Source organism: Arthrobacter sp. NPDC057009 (assembly GCF_042673905.1).
GTDB lineage: Bacteria > Actinomycetota > Actinomycetes > Actinomycetales > Micrococcaceae > Arthrobacter.
The window spans coordinates 34,829-58,411 of sequence record NZ_JBHUSB010000017.1 but is presented as its reverse complement, the minus strand read 5'-3'; the positions used below and the strand labels follow the sequence as shown (position 1 = coordinate 58,411).

General features: G+C 65.4%; 20 protein-coding genes and 2 pseudogenes. 12 read left to right on the top strand and 10 right to left on the bottom strand.

Features of this window, described 5'->3' with window-relative positions; genetic code table 11:
- Nucleotides 1-141 precede the first annotated feature (141 nt).
- Together ACFTR6_RS16780 and ACFTR6_RS16775 are read left to right on the top strand one after the other, a co-directional pair.
- Nucleotides 142-552: a hypothetical protein gene (locus ACFTR6_RS16780; RefSeq protein ID WP_377958698.1), complete on the top strand. Its 411-nt coding sequence runs from the start codon at nucleotides 142-144 to the stop codon at nucleotides 550-552.
- A 354-nt stretch (nucleotides 553-906) separates the two neighbouring features.
- Entirely contained in the window at nucleotides 907-1,713 is an 807-nt protein-coding gene (locus ACFTR6_RS16775; protein ID WP_377958697.1) for a hypothetical protein, read from the top strand.
- Between the two features lie 27 nt (nucleotides 1,714-1,740).
- On the opposite strand, the gene ACFTR6_RS16770 is transcribed toward ACFTR6_RS16775, so the two are convergent.
- Together ACFTR6_RS16770 and ACFTR6_RS16765 are read right to left on the bottom strand one after the other, a co-directional pair.
- The gene (locus tag ACFTR6_RS16770; protein WP_377958696.1) at nucleotides 1,741-2,739 is read right to left on the bottom strand and encodes a 2-hydroxyacid dehydrogenase; all 999 of its coding nucleotides are present in this window, start codon (nucleotides 2,737-2,739) and stop codon (nucleotides 1,741-1,743) included.
- A gap of 128 nt (nucleotides 2,740-2,867) precedes the next feature.
- On the bottom strand, nucleotides 2,868-4,025 hold the full coding sequence (locus ACFTR6_RS16765; protein WP_377958695.1) for an isocitrate/isopropylmalate dehydrogenase family protein: 1,158 nt from the start codon (nucleotides 4,023-4,025) through the stop codon (nucleotides 2,868-2,870).
- 257 nt (nucleotides 4,026-4,282) lie between these two features.
- Here ACFTR6_RS16765 and ACFTR6_RS16760 point away from each other — a divergent pair, with 257 nt between their 5' ends.
- The 5 genes from ACFTR6_RS16760 (at nucleotide 4,283) to ACFTR6_RS16740 (ending at nucleotide 10,356) form a co-directional block, all read left to right on the top strand.
- Complete coding sequence (locus ACFTR6_RS16760) at nucleotides 4,283-5,518, top strand: CaiB/BaiF CoA transferase family protein (protein ID WP_377958694.1); 1,236 nt, start codon at nucleotides 4,283-4,285, stop codon at nucleotides 5,516-5,518.
- Entirely contained in the window at nucleotides 5,518-6,390 is an 873-nt protein-coding gene (locus tag ACFTR6_RS16755; protein ID WP_377958693.1) for a hydroxymethylglutaryl-CoA lyase, read from the top strand. Before ACFTR6_RS16760 ends, ACFTR6_RS16755 begins: the two co-directional genes overlap by 1 nt.
- 129 nt (nucleotides 6,391-6,519) lie before the next feature.
- Nucleotides 6,520-7,902 (top strand): 2-hydroxycarboxylate transporter family protein, encoded by a 1,383-nt coding sequence (locus tag ACFTR6_RS16750; protein ID WP_377958692.1) that lies wholly within the window; start codon nucleotides 6,520-6,522, stop codon nucleotides 7,900-7,902.
- A gap of 86 nt (nucleotides 7,903-7,988) precedes the next feature.
- A complete protein-coding gene (locus tag ACFTR6_RS16745) occupies nucleotides 7,989-9,680 on the top strand; it encodes a thiamine pyrophosphate-binding protein (RefSeq protein ID WP_377958691.1) in 1,692 nt (563 codons plus the stop codon).
- A 22-nt stretch (nucleotides 9,681-9,702) separates the two neighbouring features.
- Nucleotides 9,703-10,356: an IclR family transcriptional regulator gene (locus tag ACFTR6_RS16740; protein ID WP_377958690.1), complete on the top strand. Its 654-nt coding sequence runs from the start codon at nucleotides 9,703-9,705 to the stop codon at nucleotides 10,354-10,356.
- A gap of 68 nt (nucleotides 10,357-10,424) precedes the next feature.
- Here ACFTR6_RS16740 and ACFTR6_RS16735 read toward each other — a convergent pair whose 3' ends face one another.
- Together ACFTR6_RS16735 and ACFTR6_RS16730 are read right to left on the bottom strand one after the other, a co-directional pair.
- Entirely contained in the window at nucleotides 10,425-10,604 is a 180-nt protein-coding gene (locus ACFTR6_RS16735) for a hypothetical protein (RefSeq protein WP_377958689.1), read from the bottom strand.
- Entirely contained in the window at nucleotides 10,594-10,770 is a 177-nt protein-coding gene (locus ACFTR6_RS16730) for a hypothetical protein (RefSeq protein ID WP_377958688.1), read from the bottom strand. The genes ACFTR6_RS16735 and ACFTR6_RS16730 overlap by 11 nt, the downstream gene beginning before the upstream one ends.
- Nucleotides 10,771-10,852: 82 nt before the next feature.
- Here ACFTR6_RS16730 and ACFTR6_RS16725 point away from each other — a divergent pair, with 82 nt between their 5' ends.
- A complete protein-coding gene (locus ACFTR6_RS16725; RefSeq protein ID WP_377958687.1) occupies nucleotides 10,853-11,470 on the top strand; it encodes a hypothetical protein in 618 nt (205 codons plus the stop codon).
- On the opposite strand, the gene ACFTR6_RS16720 is transcribed toward ACFTR6_RS16725, so the two are convergent.
- From ACFTR6_RS16720 to ACFTR6_RS16695, 6 genes and pseudogenes are all read right to left on the bottom strand, one after another.
- Nucleotides 11,439-12,524: an NAD-dependent epimerase/dehydratase family protein gene (locus ACFTR6_RS16720; protein ID WP_377958686.1), complete on the bottom strand. Its 1,086-nt coding sequence runs from the start codon at nucleotides 12,522-12,524 to the stop codon at nucleotides 11,439-11,441. The two genes, ACFTR6_RS16725 and ACFTR6_RS16720, sit on opposite strands and share 32 nt — an antisense overlap.
- Entirely contained in the window at nucleotides 12,521-15,211 is a 2,691-nt protein-coding gene (locus ACFTR6_RS16715; protein WP_377958685.1) for an alpha/beta fold hydrolase, read from the bottom strand. Before ACFTR6_RS16715 ends, ACFTR6_RS16720 begins: the two co-directional genes overlap by 4 nt.
- A complete protein-coding gene (locus ACFTR6_RS16710) occupies nucleotides 15,205-16,257 on the bottom strand; it encodes a 3-oxoacyl-ACP synthase III (protein WP_076803356.1) in 1,053 nt (350 codons plus the stop codon). Before ACFTR6_RS16710 ends, ACFTR6_RS16715 begins: the two co-directional genes overlap by 7 nt.
- 155 nt (nucleotides 16,258-16,412) lie before the next feature.
- Nucleotides 16,413-17,450 carry a hypothetical protein gene (locus tag ACFTR6_RS16705; RefSeq protein WP_377958684.1) on the bottom strand — a complete coding sequence of 346 codons (1,038 nt, stop codon included), beginning with the start codon at nucleotides 17,448-17,450 and terminating at the stop codon, nucleotides 16,413-16,415.
- A 97-nt stretch (nucleotides 17,451-17,547) separates the two neighbouring features.
- Nucleotides 17,548-17,829: pseudogene (locus ACFTR6_RS16700) on the bottom strand (aldehyde dehydrogenase family protein); the annotation flags it as partial.
- A 72-nt stretch (nucleotides 17,830-17,901) separates the two neighbouring features.
- Nucleotides 17,902-18,261, bottom strand: coding sequence for a zinc ribbon domain-containing protein YjdM (locus ACFTR6_RS16695; RefSeq protein ID WP_377958683.1), 360 nt, complete (start codon nucleotides 18,259-18,261; stop codon nucleotides 17,902-17,904).
- A 135-nt stretch (nucleotides 18,262-18,396) separates the two neighbouring features.
- Between ACFTR6_RS16695 and ACFTR6_RS16690 the strand changes: the two genes are divergently transcribed.
- The 4 genes and pseudogenes from ACFTR6_RS16690 to ACFTR6_RS16675 all read left to right on the top strand — a co-directional run bounded on the left by ACFTR6_RS16690 (nucleotide 18,397) and on the right by ACFTR6_RS16675 (nucleotide 23,254).
- A complete protein-coding gene (locus ACFTR6_RS16690) occupies nucleotides 18,397-18,693 on the top strand; it encodes a transcriptional regulator (protein WP_377958682.1) in 297 nt (98 codons plus the stop codon).
- Nucleotides 18,690-20,395 (top strand): annotated as a pseudogene (locus ACFTR6_RS16685) (SulP family inorganic anion transporter). Before ACFTR6_RS16690 ends, ACFTR6_RS16685 begins: the two are co-directional and overlap by 4 nt.
- Before the next feature lie 95 nt (nucleotides 20,396-20,490).
- On the top strand, nucleotides 20,491-22,080 hold the full coding sequence (locus ACFTR6_RS16680; RefSeq protein ID WP_377958681.1) for an ATP-dependent DNA ligase: 1,590 nt from the start codon (nucleotides 20,491-20,493) through the stop codon (nucleotides 22,078-22,080).
- A gap of 130 nt (nucleotides 22,081-22,210) precedes the next feature.
- A complete protein-coding gene (locus tag ACFTR6_RS16675; RefSeq protein WP_087872531.1) occupies nucleotides 22,211-23,254 on the top strand; it encodes an AAA family ATPase in 1,044 nt (347 codons plus the stop codon).
- Nucleotides 23,255-23,583 lie beyond the last annotated feature (329 nt).

Below are 23,583 nucleotides of genomic sequence, written 5' to 3'. Positions count from 1 at the left end.
TTGATGCCGGGCATGCATTCTGGCCATAGCCTGCAAGGAAGCAGGCCATCGGATTTACAGCAGTCGGCATGTCACGGACCACGCGGGGGCGTGGTGCAACCCGGTGGGGGAGGGAGTTGTACTGTGCGGAGGGGGAATCAAGTGGGTGAGGGAGCGAAGCCGACGCTGGATTTGCAGCACCTCCAGAAACTCGTGAGCCAAGCCTCACTGGAGGTGGCGGAATCATTCGCCGCTGATTACATGGCCCTCCTCCCCCGGTTCGTTGAACCGATCGTGCGCGCGGTGGGCGCCCGGGACGGGGATCTGGCGCTGGATGCCTCCCTGAACTTGAAGACGAAGTCCTGGCCGGTGGGAGCGCTGAGAATGAACCAGCTCTGCAGTGAACTTGAGCTGGCCCTGGCCCTGGCACTGGCTGACTGGGCGACTGCCAAAGCGGTTGCGCGGGACATTGAAGTCCACCTTCCGCGCCTGCAGAAAGCCCTCACGGGCGCCCCTGACGTCGCATTTCGCCCCCTGTGGCCGAGGACACTCCAGACCGCCATCGCGTCCTGACCCTCAGGCGAATGACGAACTTGGGAACACCTTGAGGCCACCCCTCAAACAGGGGGTAAGAACGAACTTCGCCTCTCAGGTGGACCCCGCATTTCACAACGTGCGGACAGCATTCTGGTCTTGTCGCTGAAGCACAGGTAGCCGCGAACCGCAGCTTCAGATCGCCGGGCCCGGAACGCATTCCCCCCTTGCACAACGGGCCCGGCGGACAACCTCCGTGAGGTGTTCATCACGGCGTGGACGCCTCGTTGGCTGCCGAGACGTTCAGGCAGCAGCCGAAAGCAATTGGATAGTCAGCCCAATTCGACTGGGGACTTCATTGATTATCAGCTTGCTTACTATTAGGTTGGGGAGATGGTAGGCACAAGCAACGTCGAATGGGACCCGGGTCTGGAGTCCTTCAAGGGGCGGTCCACGACGACGTACGCGGCCGCCGCCGCGGCCGCCGCCACTGAATGCGCGTCATGTCATATGCCCATAACAGCGCGGACTCCCCTGTCCCTGTCGGTCGACGTTACGGGCGGCACGCACCGGGACGGCACCGAATACTTCAGCTTCGAGACACAGATCTGCCACCGCGTCTGCCGCCCACCCGCCCTGACGTTCACCGCGGGACACAGCTCCCCGGTCGAGTTCACGCCACAGGCGGCAAGGCTCATCCTTCAAAACCGGGCGGCGGGCACAGTCACGGCCATCTTGGTCGTCACCTATCGGCCGATGCTCTCCTTCCGGGAACCCGGAGGGGAGCTGACCTCCGCGCTGGTTACCGCACTCCTCGTCAAAGGCTTTCAGTTGGCCATGAGCGCCGACATTGGCGAGATAATGAGCGACTCCGGCCCGGCTGCCGACGACGTCGCCTGCCCACTGACCGACGAGGGCCTGCTGACACTCCAAGCCGGCCAGGCCACGATGTACCACGAACAGCTCGACCCGGCCGACCCGGATGACGCCGCATGGCTGAGGGCAGCCCGCAACGGTAGCGTCCTTGTGATCGGCGGCGACAACCTTACCTTCACGAGCGCGGGGCCAGACCTGGACACCGCCGCCCAGCTCGGCACGCTCGCCACGGGGATGGTCCCCGTCGCCGCCTCCCGAGAGGACCGATCCGACAGTGCCACCGTTCGGCCCTACACCGCCGACAGTCCGCCGGTCACCGAGTAGCTGACTTAGTCACCGAGTAGCGGACCTTCACCGGGATGCTGTTGCCACGGTGCTCATCGCCCGCTTCGCCGTCGTGATAACCCCGCTTGGGATGTCACCACGCAGGACTGCGTCGAAGTTCTGCCAGACGGTCGCGATCCTGCGCTGGACGTTTTCCCAGCCGACGCCGGCCATGTGTGGCGTGCAGACTACCTGTTCCATGTTCAGTAGCTCGCTGGCGGTGTCCAGCGGCTCCTTCTCGTACACATCGAGCCCGGCCCCCGCGATGCACCCCTCGCGCAGGCTTTCGATGAGGGCGTCCTGGTCCACAACTTCACCGCGGCCGACGTTGACCAAAACTCCGCTGCGCTTCATCAGGGCGAGTTCGTCCCGCCCGATCAGCTTGTTTGATTCCGTATTGAGCGGAAGGCTCAGGCAGACGACGTCGGAAACTGCCATCAGCTCCTCCAACGGGACGGATCGGGCGGGGATCATTTCCGAAACGGTCAGCGGGATCTCTGCGCTGTCGTAGAAGACCACGTTGGCGCCGAAGCCGTGGTGAACGATCTTGCCGACCCAGCGTCCGATATTCCCAAGGCCGACAATGCCGACTGTTTTGTTGTACAGCTCGGAATAGGACGTCTCGTCCAGGTCCTCACGCCATTTTCCCTCGCGCAGCAACTGTGTAGAGGCTGGAATCCGCCGCAGCACTGTCAGCATCAGCGTGAGTGCGTGCTCGGCGACGGAGATGGAATGCGTTTTCATTTGGGCCACCGGAACACCCAGGGCATCCAGGACGTTGAGCGGAAGCTGCCCGTAGCCGGAACTCATGTATTGAATGAATTGCACGTTCTTTGCGGCCCGGAACACCTCTTCGGGAACATCGACGCCGGAGATAAGGAAATCCGCGTCGGCGGCTTCACGGCAAATCTCCGACACATCCGCCTGTAATGGCATCACTTTCACTTCGAAGCCCTCCGGCGTCGAGTCCAGAAAACGATCGATGTAATCCTTCAGTGGATTCACGAACAAAACCTTGTACGTCATCTGTGTGCATCTTTCTTGAATCAATGTCTGTCGACGGCGACATGACAGTCTGCTGAGCAGAGCAGGAGTGTCTGCGAAGAGTTATTAGTCGGTCGACGGCGGCGGTGTCCCGTCCGCCGACCTGTCAGCTATGCCCGCAAGGCTTTTAGGACCGTGTCTAGTACTTCCTGGGTTCCGGCTGTTCCTCCCAGATCACGCCCCAGGGGTCCTGTTGCCAGCGCTGCCTCGACAGCGCTTTGAACTTTCTGTGCTGCCTGGCTGCATAGATCATCACCGTGGCGCTCGCCCAGCCATTCCAACATCATTGCGGCGGACAGAATCATTGCGGTCGGGTTTGCGATTCCCTTGCCCGCGATATCGGGCGCGCTGCCGTGGGACGGCTGGAAAACGCCATGGGTAAGGCTCACATCGGCAGAAGGCGCTACGCCAAGGCCGCCGACGAGGCCGGCGGCAATTTCGGAAACGATGTCACCGAAAATGTTCTCTGACACGATTACGTCATACCGTTCCGGATCGGTCACCATGTACATCGATCCCGCGTCGATGTAGTACTTTGCGCTTCCGATATCGGAGTTTCTTGCAGCGACTTCATCGAACACCCTCTCCATGAGGACGTTGCTGCGCAGGGCATTAGATTTATGCAGAAGAGTCACGTGTCCCGGCGTCCCCCGCTTGCGGCGCGCCCGCGCCTGTGAAAAAGCGACGTCGAAAAGCTTCTCGCACGTGGCCCGGGTGATGGTCATGCGGTCACTGGCACTCTCGTCACTGGGCTCATGGTGATCGGCCAGTCCGGCGAACATCCCTTCAGACGTTTCACGGATGACGAGCATGTCGATGTCCTTTGCCTTCACAGGGCTCTCAACGCCCGGAAAAAGCCTGACCGGCCGGAGGCTTGAAAAAAGTCCGTAGTGGGCCCGCATCTCAACCTGGGCGCCCAGTTCGAGCCCCTCGGGTCCGCGCACGTCCGGGAGCCCCATCGCACCGAACAGCACTGCGTCGGCTTTGCCGATCTCATCCATGTCGGCCGCGGTGATCTTTCTTCCGGTACGGCGGTACAGGTCTGCACTGAAGTCGTAGAACGTGTAGTTGAGCGTCAGCCCGTATTGGGTTTCGCATTTCTTCAGTACGGACAGAGCCGCTTCAACGACCTCAGGTCCGATTCCGTCTCCGGGGATGACGGCGATGTCATATTGAGCCATGGTTTTCCTGCCTTGCTGATCACGGGCGCTTTCGCACAGGTTGTTCATTCGGGGATCGAAAGCTTTGCCTCTCGCGGCAGCTTTCATTGGACTGATCCCATTCAGTGGGAAGATGTGTTTGCTAAGTGGGAAGACGATAGCAGGAGACGATGCGGCTCACAAGGCGTCTTCCTGTATTGCGGATCTTCTCTCCGTCACCGCCGAGCCCTTGAAAGCCGACCGGCAAGCCTGTTGCGCGGGTCACATTGCCCTGCTATCGTCGATCCGCCCGTTGACAAGCTTCTCCCACTAGATGGGAATTGCGCTCCGGGACCTTCTCACTCAACGCTGCAGGCAGGAAGAACATGACGCAGGAACTTCACCTCGAGGGAAACTCCCTCCCGCTCCAAGGCATCCGTGTACTGGAGCTTGGCAGCTTCATCGCCGCACCATTCGCAGGCCGCCTCTTCGGAGACTTCGGTGCCGAGGTCATCAAAATAGAAAAGCCTGGGGGCGGGGACGAACTGCGTGACTGGAGGAAGACCCGCGGTGCCACCTCCATGCTCTTCCGCACCATTGCCCGCAACAAGAAGTCGGTTGCCCTCGATCTGCGCTCGGAAGCCGGGCGTGAGGCGGCTAAGAAGATCGCTGCCCAATGCGACGTGGTGATCGAGAACTTCCGTCCCGGCACACTCGAAAAATGGGGTCTGGGCCCCGAAGTCCTCCAGGAACTCAACCCGGACCTTGTAATGGTGCGCATCTCCGGCTACGGACAGACCGGGCCCTACAAGAATCGCGCAGGTTTCGGCAGCTCCGCCGAGTCCTTCGGTGGACTCCGCTATGTCACCGGCGAGCCGGACCGTCCGGCCGGCCGCGCGGCCGCCAGCATGGGCGATACCGTGGCCGGCCTCTACGGGGTGATTGGTGCCCTGATGCTCATGCTGCAGAAGGCGCGCGGACTGGACACCGGCAGCTCCAAGATTGTGGACGTCGCACTCTACGAAGGCGTCTTCAGCCTCCTCGAATCGCTCGTCCCGGACTACGACGCCTATGGCATGGTCCGCAAGCGCACTGGCGGCGCGCTTCCCGGTGTCGTACCCACCGGTTCCTACCTTTGCCGGGACAACCTCGAGGTGGTTATTGGCGGCAACTCGAACTCCGTCTTCGTCCGGCTCATGCGGGCCATAGGCCGCGACGACCTTGCCGAGGACGAAACCCTGCTCACCACCGAGGCCCGCGGAGCGCGTGAAGAAGAGCTCAACGGTGCCATCTCCGCCTGGACCGGCAGCATGCCCCTCACCGAGGTCCTCGACAAGCTGGACGACGCCGGCGTTCCCGCCGGGCCTGTCTACGATGCACCCAGCATCGCGGTGGACAAGCACTACCTGGCCCGCGACATGATCCAGACCCACGAGGTAGTGGTCGACGACGGGCCCGAACTGATCCGTTTCCCCGGTGTCATCCCAAAGATGCCCGGCCACCAAGGGCAGGTCAACTGGGTCGGTCCCGAGTTGGGCCAGCACACGAATGAGGTCCTGCAGGAGCTTGCCGGCATGGACACCGACGAGATCGCGGCGCTGGGACTGCAGGAGGTGCGCTGATGCAGGTGCAAATCACTGACGTCTTCCTGCGCGACGGGCTGCAGGACGAACCCGTGATCGTCTCTACGGCCCACAAGCTGGAAATTGCCGAGGCCCTCATCGCAGCCGGAATCAAACGCATCGAGGCCGCCTCCTTCGTGAACCCGAAACGGGTGCCGCAGATGGCGGATGCCGCCGACGTCATCTCGTCCCTGCCGGCAGCCGCGGGAGTCAGCTACACGAGCCTCGCCCTCAACGGAAAAGGCATCGAACGTGCAGTAGCTGCCGGCGCCACTGACATCCAGGTAGTCACCTCGGCCAGCCAGGCGCACAGCAACGCCAACGCCGGACAGGCCATCGAGGACGCCCTCGCCGGCATCGGCGCCACCGTCGCCCGTTATCCGCAGACCCGCTTCTTCGCCGGCATCTCCACCGCCTTCACCTGCCCCTTCGACGGCAGCATCGATCCCGATCACCTTCTTCGCGTGGTACGCGCCTTCAAGGACATGGGCATCAACGACATCGGCCTGGCCGACACACTGGGCACGACGCCCACCGAACAGGTGCTGGCCAGCCTGGCCCACGTGCGGAACTCCGAACCCGACCTGACCTACTACCTCCATCTGCACAACGCCCACGGCCAGGCTTTGACGACGGTGGGCGCTGCGGTGAGTACCGGCGTCGTCCGTTTTGACGCCGCACTGGGCGGCTTCGGCGGCTGCCCCTTCGCCCCCGGAGCCCATGGCAACATCGCCACTGAAGAACTCGTCGCGTACCTGCACGACGCCGGCCACGAAACCGGCATCGACGAGGACCGCCTAACCGACGCCGTCCGCCTCGCCCGGGACATCGTCGCGCACTCCCCCGCGGTCCTGCTTGATCCCGCCCGCTGACCGCAGCACATACGACAAGACACCACCCCAACACGCAAGCCCAAATAACAATTCCTACTCACCGTTCTGGAGACGATGATGTCTACAAGCCCACGCACGGAAGCCACCAGCGAACCAACGGACATGCCCATGAGCGAGACCAGTCCCGGCCCTGCCGGAGGCATCCAGCACCCCGTCACGAAGACAGTCGGCCCACGGCCCGGTACCCACCATCCCGGCAGGCTCGGCGCCCGCATCGCCAGTATCCCCGCTCCCCTCTACATGGTCCTCGCGGCGCTGGTCCTCGTAGCAGCCCTCACCGGGAACCTGCCAGACACCATGGTTGCCGGTTTCGCCGCCACCATCCTCCTCGGCGGCCTCTTCATCTGGATCGGCAACCTCTTTCCGGTGGTCCGGGACTTCGGCCTTCCCACCGTCCTGTGCACCTTCGCCCCGGCAACCCTGGCCTACTTCGGCCTCATGCCGGAAAACCTCGTGACGGTGGTGCAGAACTTCATTGACGGGCACGGCTTCCTGGACTTCTTCGTCATCGGCATCATCGCCGGCGCCATCCTCGGCATGCCACGAGCGCTGCTGCTGAAGGCAGGACCACGCTTCGCTGTACCCATCGTGGGCTGCCTCATCGCCACCTTCGTTCTGATCGGGCTCCTCGCGGCAGTGACCGGATTTGGATTTATCGAAGGCATTCTCTTCATCGCCGCCCCCATCATGGCCGGCGGCCTCGGGGTGGGCGCCCTGCCCATGTCCGAAATGTACGCCGCGAAAACCGGCGGCGACTCCGCAGCCTTCATGGGTGACCTGATGTCGGCCGTCGTCATGGCCAACGTCGTCTGCATCCTCATCGCGGGCATCTACAACGGCCTCGGCAAGCGCAAAAAGCAACTGTTCGTCGGCTTCAACGGCCACGGCCAGCTCCTGCGCATCAAGGGCCGTTCCGACGAACTCACCGTTCCCCCGAAGCGGGACACATCCTCCTTCATCGCACTGGGCAAGGGCCTGCTCATCGCCGGCAGCCTCTTCGTCTTCGGTGAGCTCATCGCTGCCCTCCTTCCCGGCGGCCTGCACCCCTACGCCTGGGCCATCATCGCTGCCGCCGCCGTCAAAATCTTCGGGTTGCTCCCCAAGGACGTTGAGGATGCCGCTGCTGACTGGGGCGACCTGATCGGCGCCGTCCTCGTCCCCGCCCTGCTGGTTGGCGTCAGCCTGACCTACATCGACATCACCGAAGTCCTCGCCTCGCTGAGCAACCCGCTGTTCATCCTCCTCACCATCTGCACCGTCATCATTGCCACCCTGACCTCCGGCATACTCGGCTGGCTGGTGAAATTCAACTTCGTCGAAGCCTCCATCACCCCAGGCCTGGTCATGGCCGACACCGGCGGCAGCGGCGACGTAGCCGTCCTCAGCGCAGCCAATCGCATGCACCTGATGCCCTTCGCAGCCCTCACCAACCGCCTCGGCGGCGCACTGGTACTCTTCGTCACCTCCCTGATCGTCCCGTTCCTCACCTGACAGCTTCCCTCCACCACGGCAATGACGACGGCGGTGCCCCGCAGGTGCCGGGGGCACCGCCGTGCCACTCACCAAAAAGGACCACCATGACCAGTACGAGTACCGAAGACCTGACCGTCGGGGAGACCCGGCTTCCGGATGAGGGCCACGTGGCCGCGATCGTGGCCGACGTAGTGGCCGAGCGCGCCGGGCACCTGTTCGGCCTGATGGGCAACGGCAATGTCCACCTGATCAGCCGGCTGACCCGCCGCGGCTTCCCCTTCACCTCCGCCCGCCACGAATCAGCAACAGTGGCAATGGCTGACGGATACTACCGGGCAACCGGAAACATTGCAGCAGCCACCACCACCTACGGCGCCGGTTTCACCAACGCCTACACCACCCTTGCCGAAGCCCGGATCGCCCGCATCCCGCTGGTCCTGGTAGTGGGCGACGCACCCTCCACCGGCCCCCGGCCCTTCGACATCGACCAGGCCAAAGCGGCAGAAGCTGCGGGCGTAGTGACGCTCGTGGCCCGTCCCGGCAACGCCGAAGCCATCACCCACCGTGCCTTCGACCTCGCCCGGCAAACCGTCCAGCCGGTGGTCCTGGCCATACCGTACGACCTGGCGGCAGCTCCGCCGTCGGAAGCCGAGCCCCTGGAACCTCTGCCTGCGAAGCAGGCATGGCCCGCCGATCCTGCCGACCTGGACCGCGTGACCAGCCTGCTCGCCGCCGCGAAACAGCCACTGATCCTGGGCGGCCGCGGCGTGCTCCTGGCCGATGCCGCGGCTCCCCTGCGCGAGCTGGGCGACCGCCTCGGCGCGCTGTTCATGACCTCAGTCATGGCCGTCAACGCCTTCAACAGCCCCTGGGACGTGGGCATCGCCGGCGGCTTCACCCGCCGCCACCGCCTCGACATTGCCCGGCAGGCCGACGTCGTCTTGGTGGTCGGCGCCAGCCAAAACCTCTTCCAGACCCGCTACGGAACCCTGTTCCCTGCAACAACCACGATCATCCGGGTCGACAACGAACCGAACCCGGGAAACATCCGCGCCGCAGAGTACGTCCGCGCAGACATCCGCCCGTTCGTCGAAGGCCTCCTCGCGCGGGCCGCCACCGCCACAACAGGTACCTGGCGGGACCGCGCGCCTGAAGTAGCAAGCCCCGAGTTCCGTTCCTCCCGCCCCAGCGAGGATCCCGAGGAATTCGGCCCTGACGGACGGCTCAATCCACGGGCCGTTGTGTCTGCCCTGGACCGTATCCTCCCGGCAGAACGCTCGGTGGTCATGGACGGCGGGCACTTCATCGGCTGGGCGCCAATGTACCTGTCCGTGCCCGACCCGCACGCCATGATCCTTGTGGGCACCGCTTTCCAGTCCATCGGCATGGGCTTCGGTTCCGCCGCCGGCGTCTCGGTGGGCCGCCCGGAACGGACCACCGTGCTGGTCAGCGGCGACGGCGGCGGCCTGATGGGTCTGTCCGACTTCGAAACCTTCCTCCGGGCCACCCGCAAAGGCGTGATAGTCGTGCTCAATGACTCGGCCTACGGCGCGGAACTGCACCAGTACGCAGTCAAGGGGCTGCACGACCAGGCGATGCTGATCGACGAAGTGGACTTCGCCGCCGTCGGCCGCGCCCTCGGCGCCCCCGGAGTAAAAGTCCGCACTATGGCGGACCTGCAGGCCCTTGAGGACTGGCTCGCCTCGAGTGAGGAAGGCGTTTTCGTGCTCGACGTGGCCATCTCGCAGAAAGTCGTGGCCGAATACATGACCGAATCCGTGGCCGCCAGGGGCTAGTCCGGCATCATAGGCTTCTCATATGCCATCTCCCGAAAGCAACGGAAGCAACCGCACTCTCGAGCGCGCCGCCGCCATCCTTGATGCCGTGGGCCGGTCTGCCGTATCAGCCAGCGAACTGTCCCGGCAGACGGGCCTCTCGCTGTCCACGGCGCACCGCCTGGCCCTGCAAATGGCGGATTACGGATTCCTCCGCCGCACCGAAAGCGGCGCCTTCCGGCTGGGCGACCGGTTCGTCCGATCAGCACTGGAAAACGCCGGCATGCCCGTCCTCCAGGAACTGCGCGACAGCACCGGAGAAACCGCGCAGCTTTGGGTGCGGCGGGGGGATGAACGTGTCTGCCTGCTCAGCGCGGACAGTCAGCACGAACTCCGCGCGATCCTGCCCGCAGGGTCACGGCTTCCCCTCCCCCAAGGCTCCAGTGGCAGGCTGCTGGCAGCCGAGGACGACGCCCTTGCCGAATTGGCTGAAGTTGGCTGGATCGAGTCCATCGGTACCCGAACTCCAGGGCTGGGATCGATTAGTGCACCAGTGCAAACCGACGAGGGAATCATCGCCGCCGTCTGCCTTGCCATGCCCCTGGCGCGGGTAAATAAGTCGCCGGGACAGGACTTCGGCAACCAGGTTATCGAGGCAGCCGAAAAGATCGCTCAGGCGGTGGAACGTAGAAAATAGTCTCTATTTCTGGTCTCTGAAAGGGAACTGTTCTTGGTGTCTTTCGGCGCACTCACCGGGGATCGGGGTCAGCCGGTAACGACGTCGTAGATGAGTTGGTCCCCCGCCGCCCGCACGCCACCGGTTGGCTGATGGTTCGTCAGCCGGCCAGCCGGCATCAGGTGCACCGGTTTCGCTCCGTCGAGGAGCAGGGCGTGGTCGGCGATCAGCCGCCGATGGCAGCGCCACCATACGGTTTCACTGCACATGATGGCCGTGCGCCACTCCGCCGAAGTGCGAATGCTTCCGGCTGCCCGGCCCGATCCGCACATCGACGACGGAAGCAACTTCCGCCGCCCGCAGCAGGTTCCGGAAATCCTCCTCGCTGGAGGCACCGTGGCCCACGGTGAGCAGGATCGTAGGTTCGGACCTCATGCTTTCGAGCCTACTGCCGTGGGTGCCTTCTTCATTGTGGGCCCAGGTTGTCTTGAGCTGCTTGCCTGCCGACCATGGAAGTGTGGGAACGAGGAAAAGGCAGGACCTGCTGGCGTCTGCCCTGTGCCTGCTGATCCCGTTAAGCGGAACGGCGGCGTGCGTCTATGAATACCCCGAGACTGCGCAAACTCCGACAACTGCCCCCGAGGCCATGCCCACGTCAACAGCTGCCCCGGCGACGATAGCAGGCACCCCGGGGCCATACAGCGATTGGAAGGTCCTGGCCCGGGAAGCCAAGAACTACGCTGAGCTGGGAGCACTCCTTAGGGCATCGCCGGAGCCGGTCCTCCTTTTGGAGCAGGGGCCACTCGATGGCCCTCTTAGGGGCTTTGGTACGACGGCGAAGGTACCGTTAGCCGGGCAGTACGCCGTCACTGCCGCCTGCGTTGGTGCTTCCGGCATGAAGGTCGCCGTCGGACAGGAGCATCCAGGCGCCCCCTTCCGGCCACTCGAGCTCTCGCTTGATTGTGCCGGGGTCACTTCGCAGATCATTGCACTCCAGGAGGGGTACGTTTTCGCGCATCTGCTGCTGCCCGGCCCGGGCGACACGCCGTGGACGGGGGCGGTGGGCGGCGTGAGTGTGACCGGGACGGGTTCGGGCGTCACGCCTACTGCACGCCTGCATCCGCCTCGTCAGTGAGCCCGGCCGCGCTAATGCGTCCGTTGTTCCCGGGACGAAGCGCCCGTTCAGTTGGCGTCCAGGATCTGCGGGTACCCGGCAGAGTCCCGGGTGCGTAGTAGGCCGCCAGCCGTGCCAGTCCTTGGTCCAGGGAGATAGCAGGCCTCCAGTTGAGGAGTTCCTGGGTATCCCGCTGATCGAACCAGTGTGCGGTGGAGAGCTGCTCGGCGAGGAACCTGGTCATCGGCGGCTCCTCTTCCCGCCCCGCCCAGGTCCAGAGCTTCTCCACTACCGCTCCCGCCACCCGCGCCACCCTGCCGGGGACGGCCCACGACGGGGCCGGGACGCCTCCTGCGGTGCATATACCCGCGATCAGTTCACCGACCGGACGCGGCTCGCCGTTGCTCACGACCAAGGCTTTGCCGTGGACGTGATCCATCCGGTGCAGCGCGGCGACGATGGCCGAGGCGGCGTTGTCCACATAGGTGGTGTCAATCAGGGCCGCACCGGCGTCGAGGAGCGGAAGGCGGTTGCGCCGCGCACGCGCCAGGACCCGTTCCACCAGTTGTGTGTCGCCGGGGCCCCAGACGATATGGGGGCGCACCGCGGCCACCCTGAATTCGGGGGCGTCCGCTGCCAGCGCGAGCAGCTCGGCTTCTGCCTTGGTGCGGGAGTAGTCTCCGTGTGCACGCTCCGGATCAGCGAGTTCCGCGCCCAGCCCGGTGATGGCGGTGCCGGAGTTTGCCACCGACGGCGAGGATACGAACACCAGGTCCCGTACCCCGGCCGCCCTGGCGAGCCGAAGCAGCCGGCGGGTCCCTTCGACGTTGACCTCATCGAACTCCGCTGCGCGGCCGGTAAACGAAACCTTCGCTGCCAGGTGGATGATTCCTTCTGCCCCGCCGACGGCTCCTTGGACCGCTTTATCATCCGTGAGAGACCCGCAGCGGTCCGTCACGCCGTCGACACCTGACGGACGGCGCTGGAACGTGGCCACGTCATGGCCTTGGCGGACCAGGAGCCGGGCCACTTCCCGTCCGAGCAGCCCGCTCGCGCCGGTGACGAGGATCCTCATGGCTTTCCCGGCCGGCCACGCGCCAGCACCCGTGAGGCCCAGCGGGACAGGCGGGTCCTGTCGATCTTGGCGTTGTGCCGTATGTCGGTGGGTTGTTCAGGGACGGTAAGCACAGCGGAGACATGAACGCCAGCCTCCAGGGCTGCGCTGCGTACACGCCCGGCAAGCTGCGGTGCGGCAGGCCCGGCCTTACGGGCGGGAGGTTCGGTCTCGACGACGGCGACCACGGCTTGCGTCCCTGCCGGTCCGACTCCCGTGATGGCGGCCAGGCGGACGCCGTCCAGGCGTTCGATGGCCTGTTCCGCACCGACGGGGGTCACCACGGCATTGGGGACTGTCACGACATGGGCGAGACGGCCCTCCACCCAAAGCCGGCCGGCGGCGTCGAAATGCCCTACGTCGCCCGTGCGGTGCCAGCCGGGCAGGCTGGCACTCTCCTGCTGGATCAGCCAGAGCCTGTCGTAGGCTTCCTTGACATGGGCGGCGCTCACCAGGATTTCGCCGGTCACGCCGGCATCCGTCACGGGCTGGGATCCGTTTGCTGTGCCATTGGCCGCCAACGGCATGACGGCGACGCGGGCGCCATGCACGGGGTTCCCTACGCACACGCCGTTACCTGCTCCGGCCACAATGCCTGCAGCAGCGTCGCCGTCGGCGGCCTGGATTTGCTCAAGGCTGATGTCGGTAACGGGCAGCGCCTCTGTCATCCCGTATGGGGTGTGCAGCGACGCCCGGGGCAGCAGCCGCTGCACCTCCGCCAGGAGCGGTTCCGGGACGGGCGCGCCGGCAGACAACAGGAGCTCGACACCGTCCAGGGCTTCATGCCCTGCCCCGCTCACGCCAGCCCTGGTGGCAAGAACGTTCCGCAGCGCTGCCGGCGAGGCGAAGACCACGTTGGCATTTATCGCAGCGGCGGCATCCGCCAGAGCGCCGGCAGTCAGGGTCCGTGGCGCGGTGACGTCCATGGCGGGCGTCACCGACACCGCTCCGAGCGCCGGCCCCAGCAAGGCGAAGGGGGCGAAGCCTGCCACCAGCCGGGAACCGGAACGGATCCCGAAAGTCTCTGCCACCGTATCCCGCATGGCGGCCAGCTGCCGGTGGGTATAGAGCACGCCTTTGGCGGGGCCGGTGGAACCGGACGTGAAGAGTATGGCGGCGGGGGCAGCTGGTTCCAAAGCGGGCATTGACCGGTCCTTGACCACGGCACCCTGCCGGGCGAGGGCATCAAGGGAGGTCTCGGCGCCCAGTATTCGACGGCGGGCGGCCGGGATGTCCCGCACGCTGATCCGGCGCCCCGGCCAGCCAAGCACCGAGGCAGCAGCCAGCGCCTTGTCGATTCCGATGATGAAATCGGGCGTGGCACCGTTAACGGCGCGGCTTAGCCCTCTGGTTCCCAGACCGGCATCGGCCACCACCACCACTGCGCCCACCCTCAGGCAAGCGTAGAGGGCCACTGTCAGGTCCACCCCGGGAGGAACCATCAGGCTAACCCGGCTGCCGCACCGCACCCCGGCTTCCCGTAGCCCGGCGGCCAGGTCAAGGATATTCCGGTCCAGTTGCTGCCAGCTGAGCGAGCGGCTGATGCTGCCGTCCGGCGACATTTCCGCAACGGCCGTATCTTCTCCCGCCGGACCCCTCGCCTGCTGGCAGAGCAGGTCCCAGAGGGGACGGAATTCCGCCGGTGCCGGCTCCGCCGCCCCGGGCACCCCCTGGCCACTGGTAAGTGCCGCTTCCGCCGGCAGGCGGTCGCCCTTGCCGTCGCCGCCGTGCACGGCGAGCCACTGGAAAACCGGTGCGGCGATGTTCCGGTCTTCCGCCACGAGATGGCCGGCGCCTTCGAAGCGGTGCACTTCCGCGTGCGGCAGCCTGCGGACGAGGTCCTTGAGGTACCGGTCCGAGAAGATGGGGTCCCGGGGGCCCCAGAGCATCAGGGCCGGGACGTTCAGCCCGCGCACTCCTTCAGCTACGCGGCTTAGGGCCGGAAAGCTGGGATGGGAAGCGTCCACCGGGATATCAGCAACAAAGTTCCCCACCCCAGAGCGGCGGTACGCTCCGCGGTAGGGCGCCATGTACGCCTTACGGACGTCGGCGGGCAGCGGCGGGCTAGCCAGCGAGTGTGTCACCCGCAAAAAGGCGTCCGACGTCGTCGTACCCCACCGGTGCACGGCCGGGTGCAGGGCCAGGCGCAGGGCGGGCGGAATCCCCGAGCCGGAGGGCTGGTGAACGGCTGTGTTGGTCAGCACCACCCCGGTGACGTGCTGCGGGTGTGCCACCGCCCATCCCAGGCTGATGACGCCGCCCCAGTCGTGGCCCACCGTAACGACCGGCCCGTCGATGCCCAGCGCGTCCGTGAGGTCGCCCAGATCGTTAATCCGGTCCGCCAGCCGCCGGAACATGCCCGTGCGCTCCGAATAACCCATGTCCAGCTGGTCTACCGCAACAACACGCCACGGATGTGCCGGATCGGATCCGGCCGCCAGCAGCGTCCGCCATAGGTACGACCAGGTTGGGTTGCCATGAACACACAACAGCGTACCGGCGGGTGTAAGGCCAAGGCGCGAGAGCTGGGCACCGTTGTCCAACAGGTGCCACCTGCGCACTGTCCCTGGCGCGTCTGTGGCCGATGTGGATCTTACGTCCGCAGTGCGGGACCACTCCGGGTCCACCCCCGGCCATTGGGCTACCAAACGATTTCCACCATTCCCGTGTTCAGGCCGGAACCAACGCCCATGCACAAGACCCGGTCCCCGGTGCTAAGTGACTGCGCCTCCGCTGCAAGTGTCATAGGGAGCGAGGCAGGACCGACGTTCCCCCAGTGCGGGAACGTGATCGGAACCTTCTCCGGGTCCAGGTCAATGGCCCTGATGATTGCTTGGGTGTAGGCATTGCTGACTTGATGCGTGACATAACGGTCCATGGCGGCCCAATCCCACTCGGCCCCGGCTTCGTGCCAGGCGTCGACGACGAGCTGAAGGCCGCCGTCGAGCAGGCCCTTCGTGTCGGTGGCCATGCCGTCGATGCCGCCCACGCACAGTTCATGATGTTCAGTACCGGCACGCATTACGCCTCCGACGAGGCGGTGTCCCCCGGGGTGCCCGTCCGCTGGGCCCAGGACCGCCGCGGCAGCCCCGGACCCAAGGGTGAGCGTGGCGAACTCCCGGCTGAAGTCTTCACGCGTGGTCTCCGGCCGCTGCAGTCGTGCCAGGGTGGCCTCCTGGGTGGCCTGGGAGTCCTCGCCGTTGACGATCACCGCGTACCTGATCTGGCCGGAGTCAATCATGTTCCCGGCCAGGATCAGGCCGTTCACAAATCCAAGGCATGCATTCGCAAGATCGAAGTTCATGGCCGACGACGGCAGGCCGAGTCCGTGGTGGATTTTCACAGCGACGGAGGGCTCGAGGTTGCGCCGCGTGACCGAGGTGTTGATCAGCAGACCGATTTCGGACGCTTCCACGCCGGCCTCGGCCAACGCCTTGGCGCCGGCCTCGACTGCAGCATCATCGAACGAAGTCCCGGCAGCCCACCAGCGGCGATGGGTTATGCCGGAAACGCGCTCAAGCAACCGTGGCGGGAACTTCAGCCGCTGCAGGGTCGAAGCCAGCCTGCGGTCGAAATCCGTGGAACTCACGATTCTCGGAGCCTCGATGCCGCTCACTGAAAGCAGCGCAGTGTTGCTGTGCCGGAACGTTGCATTCCCTGTCAAATCAAGCCCCTGTTCGTTTCCGTCCAGCATTCATGCGGTGACTGTACCCACAAATGCCGGTCCAGACGCTTAACTATGCCGGACTGGTCACGGTTCCTGCCCATTTCCGCCTTTGGCACCGCGTCATCCCGCAACGCCCTACTTCGAAAATGGCTCACATCGTGCGACCCCAGGCTGGCGGACTCTCAGATCCAGTCGTCTGGTACGCCCGGGACTGTGCCGTCCCGGTGGACTGCGATCATCTGGGCTGCACTCATCCCCCTCAAGTACCCCTCGGCTGCCTGCGCGGCGGTGACCCCGGCGTCGACGAGCCTCATCAGGTCGTGCTCGTTCGGCAAGGCTGACATCCTGCCCGCCCTTGAGGCCCCGGCCAAGACCTGCGCCCCGAACATGATCAGGCGGCGCTCGACGTCGAGACCGCGCTTCTCGCCAGCGGCTGCATCCGAGAGGGCGGTGGCAATCCTCATGGTGCGGGCATCGCGTGGGATCTGCGCGGCGAAGTCGCCACCGTGCCGTACAGCGAGCCGGTAAACGCCTGTCTTGACCTCGTTCGGGGTCGCCGGGCCGATCCCGAAACGCTCGATCCAGCCACTGACGTCCTCTGCCCGGACAGGGTGGTCTTCGCCCGACTTCAGGCCGGCCAGCAGCCCACACAGGGTACCTTCATCGTCCTCGGCGTCGAGGAACCGCGAGATACCGATCTGGAGGATGTCCCGCAGATCGATCCTGCGCTCCTGCACGGCGGCCCAGACCGTCTTGTTGCTCCGGAGCTTGCCGAGCAGGTCCTCGCCCAGCTTCTCCCCGAAGCCCTCCGGGTCCTCATAGAAGGACAGCGGGGAGTGCTGGAAGCGTTCCAACACCTCCGAAGGCATCGCCGCACAACGGAGCGCGGCCTCCGCGGCGTCATGGTTGTCCTCGACGAGATCGTCAAGCCCGTGCCCTTCCAGGAACGCGACGGCCTCGTCCGCCGTGGTGATCCCCGCGTCGAGCAGGGCCACGGCAGTCTCCGGGGACGCCACGGAAAGGACCTCGCAGAAGTTGTATGGCGTGGCCGTGAACTCGAACTCGGCCTTGCGCCCCCCGCGGCCCGTTCCCTTCGCGAGGGCATCCAGCAGGCTGTTACCACTCGGGAGGTCGCGAGCGTACGTCTCCACGATGCGGCGATGCACATCGTAAGACGGGGCGTCCGGGAACCTCCTTCCCGGTGCGGAATCGCTGTCCATACGTCCGAGACTAGACCCTTACCGCACCATCAGAGATCCCCGGGACCGGAGCCCCGACGCCTTGAGAGCCAGGCCCGGCCACCGGGGGCACAAGCCTATAGAAAGAGACGCCTTCGGGGCCGTAGATGTGCTTGTCGCCGAACAGCGACGCCTTCCAGCCGCCAAACGGGTAGTAGGCCACCGGGACCGGCAGCGGCACGTTGATGCCGATCATGCCGACATCCACGGAACGCTGGAACTTGCGGGCTGCCGCTCCGGAGGACGTGAAGATCGCGGTGCCGTTGCCGTAGGGGTTTGCATTGATCAGCTTGATGCCCTCTTCCAGGTCCTGGACACGCACCACCACGAGAACGGGTCCAAAGATCTCCTCCTGGTAGGCACTCACAGGCGCAGTCGGCCCTATACGCACTCTTACGTGTAGCAAGCACGGCGGCGTCCTCTCCGCGCCTGGCTAGGCCTTCTTGACCACGGAAGACTTCAGCTGCATCGCGCCGACGCCGTCGATCCTGCAGTCGATGTCATGGTCCCCCACGCCGTCGACAAGTCGGATGTTCCGCACTTTGGTGCCGGCCTTGATGACGAGGGAGTTCCCCTTGACTTTGAGGTTCTTGATGACGGTGACGGTGTCGCCGTCGTTCAGCACGTTGCCCACCGCATCCTTGACCTCGTGCGAGCCCTCGGCAACATATTCCTCCACGCCGTCCGCCAGCGGCTCCCATTCATGGGCGCAGATGGGGCAAACCAGGAGAGCACCCGTCTCGTACGTGTACTCGCTGCCGCATTCGGGGCAAGGGGAAAGGCTATCGCTCACATAGTCAGGATACCGTCCCTCGCACGGGCGTCGGCGGCTGCACGCCTTCGGGTACGGAGCCCGCTCCGGCTGGTCGGCTGCCGTTCACCCCTCAGGCGACTGCCCTGGTCAAACGGGCTTAGGAGCGCGCCAGACTTGGGTTCCGAAAACCCGTCCGCGGCTCCGGAGGTTTCGGTGACGGAGCTGCTGGCCGCAACCGGCCTGGAATCCTCACACTTGTCCCAGCACCTGTCCGTTCTGCGCCGGTATCAGCTGGTCAGGGGCGAGCGCCGGGCGCTGCAGATGTTCTACTCGCTGGCCCACCCGCAGGTCGCCGAACTCCTGTCTGTGGCAAGGCTGCTGTTGAACGACATGCTCCGCGCCACACAAGAACAGCTTGAGTCGTCCGAGGCAGAGACCCCCGCATCGGCTGCACGGGCCAGTGCGCGGTGAGGGCTCTGGAGGCGGGCCGGGCTCTGCTGCCCGGGAAGCAGGACCACTCCCAGCTGTCGCGAAGCTGGAGGGTGACCTGGTCGCCGGCGTCACCGTAGGCATCGTGGCGCTGCCGCTGGCGTTGGCGTTCGGGGTCAGCTCCGGTGCAGGTGCGTCCAGCGGGTTGATTACGGCAATTGTCGCCGGGGTGATCGCCGCGGTATTCGGTGGTTCCAATATCCAAGTCTCCGGACCCACCGGGGCCATGGTCGTGGTGCTGGGACCGGTCATCGCTGCCCACGGACCCGGAGCACTGGCCACGGTCTCGGTTCTGGCCGGACTGATCGTGCTCTTGGCGGGGTTGCTCAAACTCGGACGAGTCGTGACGTTCCTGCCTTGGCCCGTGATCGAAGGCTTTACGGTGGGAATCGCGGTGATCATCTTCTTCCAACAAATCCCCTCCGCCATCGGGTCTGAGTCCGAAGCCGGCGGCAACGCCGCCATCTCTGCAGCGAACGCCCTCGGCGGGGCATCGCTGGATTCCGCCGTAGCCCCCGCGGCCATAGTGGCGCTGGTAGTGCTGATCATGGTGACCGGACCGCGAATCAATCCCCGGATTCCTGCCTCTCTCATCGCCATCGTTGTCGCCAGCCTCTCCGTTTCATGGCTGGACCTGCCCGTAGCCACGATCGGCTAGCTGCCCCGGTCCTTGCCTTCGCCTCTCCTGCCCTCCCCGGACTGGGTGACCCTGACGGCGCTGGCAGGATCCGCCGTCACGATCGCGGCCCTGGCGGCGATCGAGTCCCTGCTCTCGGCACGGGTTACTGCATCAATATCCGATACCGGCCCTTACGATGCCGACCGTGAACTCCTTGGCCAAGGCCTGGCCTCTGTCGCATCCGGGATCTTCGGCGGCATGCCGGCCACCGGAGCCATCGCCCGCACTGCGGTGAACATCCGATCCGGTGGCAAGACACGCTTCGCCGCTGTCACCCACGCTCTTATGCTGCTGGCGGTGGTGTATCTGGCCACCGGCCCGGTTTCACGCATCCCGCTTGCTGCGTTGGCGGGTGTGCTGATGGTTACTGCGACACGCATGGTCTCACCCGCCGCCTTGCGCGCGGTGATCGGTTCAACCCGGGCCGACAGTGCTGTGTTCTTCGTCACCGCGCTCATCACCGTGTCCTTCGACCTGATCGAAGCCGTCGAGATCGGTATCGCCGTCGCTGCATTCTTCGCCCTGCGGGCCATGGTCCGATCCAGCGGCGTCCACCGGGAGGAGATCCCCGGCCCGATCCACGAAGGAGACGAGCACATCGCACTCTTCCGTCTCGACGGGGCCCTCTTCTTCGGCACCGCCGAGCGTGTCCTGGAGCGCGTCAGTGCAATCCAGAACGTCGACGTCGTCATCATCCGCATGTCACAACTGCAGACCCTGGACGCGACCGGCGCCAGGGTCATCACAGACATCGTCAATGCCCTCGAACGCCGCGGGATCACCGTGCTCATAAAGGGCGTCCAGGACCGCCACCTTCGCCTTGTCACCCGGGTAGGGGTCCTGGAGTCCCTGCGCCATCACAAACACCTCTTCACTGAACTGGCCCCCGCAGCCGAGCACGCCCGCAGCCACGTGGCCCGTGCCGCAAGCGCGCGTGCCGCCCGAACACATGGCCCGGGGCATGGATCCAATCCGTCGGCTGCTGCCGGACTCACCGACGAATGATGCCGACGGAAAAACACCTAATAAACATCCGGAACGCCTCCAAGGACTGAACGGACTTTCCCTCGGCCACGATCAAGCCGTGACAGACTGGTGCCATGCTGCTCGACGTGCTCGTGAGGACTTTGGAAGCCGTCGCGGCCACCCGCTCCCGGCTCGCCAAGGTCAACGAACTTGCAGACCTGCTGCTCCGGCTCGACCCCACAGAAATTCCGACGGCGGTCGGCCTCCTCACCGCTAAGCCTCGCCAGGGCCGGGTCGGGATCGGCTGGAGCGGCGTGAGGGCGGCCATGGGCGAGTCCGCTCCTGGGCCGCATCTCACTATTGCCCACCTCGACGCTGCCTTGGACCGGCTGCAGGCAGCCACAGGCGCTGGCTCGACCGTGGAACGCGCCGCCACCCTTCGGACTCTGATGGCGCAAGCCACCGAACGAGAGCAGGCCTTCATCGCCGGCGTGCTGCTCGGAGAACTTCGTTCCGGTGCCCTCGAAGGCGTACTGACAGATGCGGTCGCCCGCGCCGCCGGCCGCCCGGTCGAGGCCGTCCGCCGCGCAGCGATGCTCTCCGGCGATCTCGGCGGGACAGCCCCACTGGCGATCACGGGCACCCCGGCCCAGCTTGACGCTGTCGGCCTCGTCGTCGGCCGTCCCGTGCAGCCCATGCTCGCCGCAACCGCGGCCAGTGCCGGCGAGGCGCTGGAGGCGACGGGGGAAGCATCGGTGGAATACAAGCTCGACGGCGCACGCATCCAGGTGCACCGTGCCGGCGACGACGTGCGCATCTACACCCGCACTCTGGCCGAAGTGACCCATCGGCTGCCTGAGGTGGTGGAGGTGGTGCGCGGACTGCCCGTGCGCGATGTGATCCTCGACGGCGAGACTCTAGCCCTCGACGAGGACGGCGGCCCCCGGCCGTTCCAGGAAACCATGTCCCGGTTCGGGGCGAACGCGGCGCGCACCACACTGCTGCATCCGTGGTTTTTCGACGTGCTGCACATAGACGGGCGCGACCTGCTCGATGAGCCGCTGTCCACACGCATCGACGTGCTCGAGCGCATCGCCCCCGGTCACCGTATCCCGGGGAAAATCACTGCGGATACGGCTGTTGCCGAGAGCGTGTCGCGCGATGCGCTGGCAGCCGGCCATGAGGGTGTGGTCGTGAAGGCGGTGGGCTCGGCCTACGCAGCCGGGCGGCGGGGTTCGAACTGGATCAAGGTGAAGCCAGTGCTCACCTACGACCTGGTGGTGCTCGCCTGCGAATGGGGGTCAGGACGGCGCACCGGGCTGCTGTCGAACCTGCACCTCGGAGCCCTGGACCCTGTTGGCGAGTTCGGTGAACCCGGCGGCTATGTGATGGTGGGCAAGACTTTCAAGGGCCTCACCGACGCGCTGCTGCAATGGCAGACTGAAAGGTTCCAGGAGTTGGAGGTGCGGCGTACGGCAGGAACAGTCTGGACCGAGCCGGTCACCGTGGTCGAGATCGCCATCGACGGCGTCCAGCACTCTCCGCGCTATCCCGGTGGAATCGCCCTTCGGTTCGCACGCGTCAAGCGCTACCGTGACGACAAGACGGCCGCGGAGGCCGACACCATCCAGACGTTGCGCGCTCTGCTCCATACCCCGCGGGGCAGCAAGGTATCGCCCGCGCCGGCGGAAGCAGATTCGGGAATCGACGCCCCACTCCCGTAAGACGCCCCACTCCCGTAAATGGATGGTTTGGCGTTTTCCGTGCGGGCGCGTGCACAGGAATCCTACGACCAAAATGGAGTTGATACTGGTAATCCCACCCCGGTCTGGATTCGAGTACTACAGTGGATGCATGGCTGCCAACCGCCATCCGCTCGACGACCTGCGCGAAACCATCGGCCATTTGGCCGATCAGCTCAAGCTGCCCAGTTCGGAGCGTGTCGACGAGCTGGTCGGCGATCTCATCGGTGCGAGGCCCGGGCCGGCCCGGCCGTTGTCCGAGGTGCAGGCTGAGCTCGACGCCCTGGTCGGACTGGAGACCGTGAAGGAACAGGTTCGGGCCCTCGTCGCACTGCTCCAGGTCCAGGCCCGCCGTAAGGCGCACGGCCTGCCGGAGGTGGCCACATCACAGCATCTGGTGTTCCTCGGAAACCCGGGCACGGGTAAGACCACCGTGGCGCGGCTCCTGGCCGAGATGTACCGCGCGGTCGGTCTGCTGCAGAAAGGCCACCTGGTCGAGGTCGACCGTTCGGGCCTGGTGGGGCAGTACGTCGGAGCGACCGCCATCAAGACGGACCGGGTGATCCGGCGTGCGCTGGACGGCGTGCTGTTCATCGACGAGGCCTACGCGCTGGCCCCGGAGGACGGTCGGACGGACTTCGGCCCCGAGGCGATCGAGGTCCTGCTCAAGCGGATGGAGGACCACCGCCACCGCCTGGTCGTGATCGTGGCCGGGTACCCGCGCCTGATGGAGTCCTTTTTGCTCTCGAACCCCGGACTGCGCTCCCGGTTCGCCCGCGAGATCACGTTCCCCGACTACTCCGTCGACGCACTCCAGACGATCTTCCACCAGATGCTGGCCCAGCACGAGTACACACTGGAGCCGGGCGCGGACCAGACGCTGCGCCGTATCCTCACCGGGCTCCACGCGGGCGAGGACTCCGGCAACGCACGGTTCGCCCGCACGCTGTTCGAGCAGGCGCTCAACCGCCAGGCGCTGCGGCTGTCGCTCGACGAGAAGCAGAGTCTCGACGCGCTCGATCGGGAGGCCGTCATGACGCTCACCGCGGACGACATCGTCGAGGCCGCGCAGGCCTTGGGCGAGGAGCCCGAGCCGGAACCGGAACCGACGCCTGAACCGCAACCTTCACGCTGGTGGCGCTGGCTGCTGGCCTGACCGGCTCTGCGGCCGCTGTCAGGCCAATGCCCGTCCCGCCCCAAGCGGAAAAAGCACAACTACACGACCCCGGTTGCGGCCATCCCGTCCGCGTGTGACCGCCCTTTTGGGCCTTCGGAATCCCTCTCCACCTCCGGCCAACGTGACATTCAATGTGACGACGCTGTTGGAAGCTACGGGCCCGCTGTCACATTCGGTTTCTTCGCCTTTTCATTGCGACGGACATTACACCAGATGTAACTTGGCTCACATCCTTCCTAATGCGGTACTCAATGTCCGCATTGCGGAAGTTGGTGCCGCTCAAGGGTGAGTGGTGGCTGCTGAGCTCA

Coding starts and splice junctions, on each gene's coding strand:
- ACFTR6_RS16750 (WP_377958692.1), top strand. CDS start 6,520: ATGAGCGAGACCAGTCCCGGCCCTGCCGGAGGCATCCAGCACCCCGTC.
- ACFTR6_RS16675 (WP_087872531.1), top strand. CDS start 22,211: ATGGCTGCCAACCGCCATCCGCTCGACGACCTGCGCGAAACCATCGGC.
- ACFTR6_RS16710 (WP_076803356.1), bottom strand. CDS start 16,257: ATGCTGGACGGAAACGAACAGGGGCTTGATTTGACAGGGAATGCAACG.
- ACFTR6_RS16755 (WP_377958693.1), top strand. CDS start 5,518: ATGCAGGTGCAAATCACTGACGTCTTCCTGCGCGACGGGCTGCAGGAC.
- ACFTR6_RS16680 (WP_377958681.1), top strand. CDS start 20,491: ATGCTGCTCGACGTGCTCGTGAGGACTTTGGAAGCCGTCGCGGCCACC.
- ACFTR6_RS16705 (WP_377958684.1), bottom strand. CDS start 17,450: ATGGACAGCGATTCCGCACCGGGAAGGAGGTTCCCGGACGCCCCGTCT.
- ACFTR6_RS16745 (WP_377958691.1), top strand. CDS start 7,989: ATGACCAGTACGAGTACCGAAGACCTGACCGTCGGGGAGACCCGGCTT.
- ACFTR6_RS16770 (WP_377958696.1), bottom strand. CDS start 2,739: ATGACGTACAAGGTTTTGTTCGTGAATCCACTGAAGGATTACATCGAT.
- ACFTR6_RS16775 (WP_377958697.1), top strand. CDS start 907: ATGGTAGGCACAAGCAACGTCGAATGGGACCCGGGTCTGGAGTCCTTC.
- ACFTR6_RS16720 (WP_377958686.1), bottom strand. CDS start 12,524: ATGAGGATCCTCGTCACCGGCGCGAGCGGGCTGCTCGGACGGGAAGTG.
- ACFTR6_RS16735 (WP_377958689.1), bottom strand. CDS start 10,604: ATGTGCAGTGAAACCGTATGGTGGCGCTGCCATCGGCGGCTGATCGCC.
- ACFTR6_RS16765 (WP_377958695.1), bottom strand. CDS start 4,025: ATGAAAGCTGCCGCGAGAGGCAAAGCTTTCGATCCCCGAATGAACAAC.
- ACFTR6_RS16760 (WP_377958694.1), top strand. CDS start 4,283: ATGACGCAGGAACTTCACCTCGAGGGAAACTCCCTCCCGCTCCAAGGC.
- ACFTR6_RS16730 (WP_377958688.1), bottom strand. CDS start 10,770: ATGAGGTCCGAACCTACGATCCTGCTCACCGTGGGCCACGGTGCCTCC.
- ACFTR6_RS16740 (WP_377958690.1), top strand. CDS start 9,703: ATGCCATCTCCCGAAAGCAACGGAAGCAACCGCACTCTCGAGCGCGCC.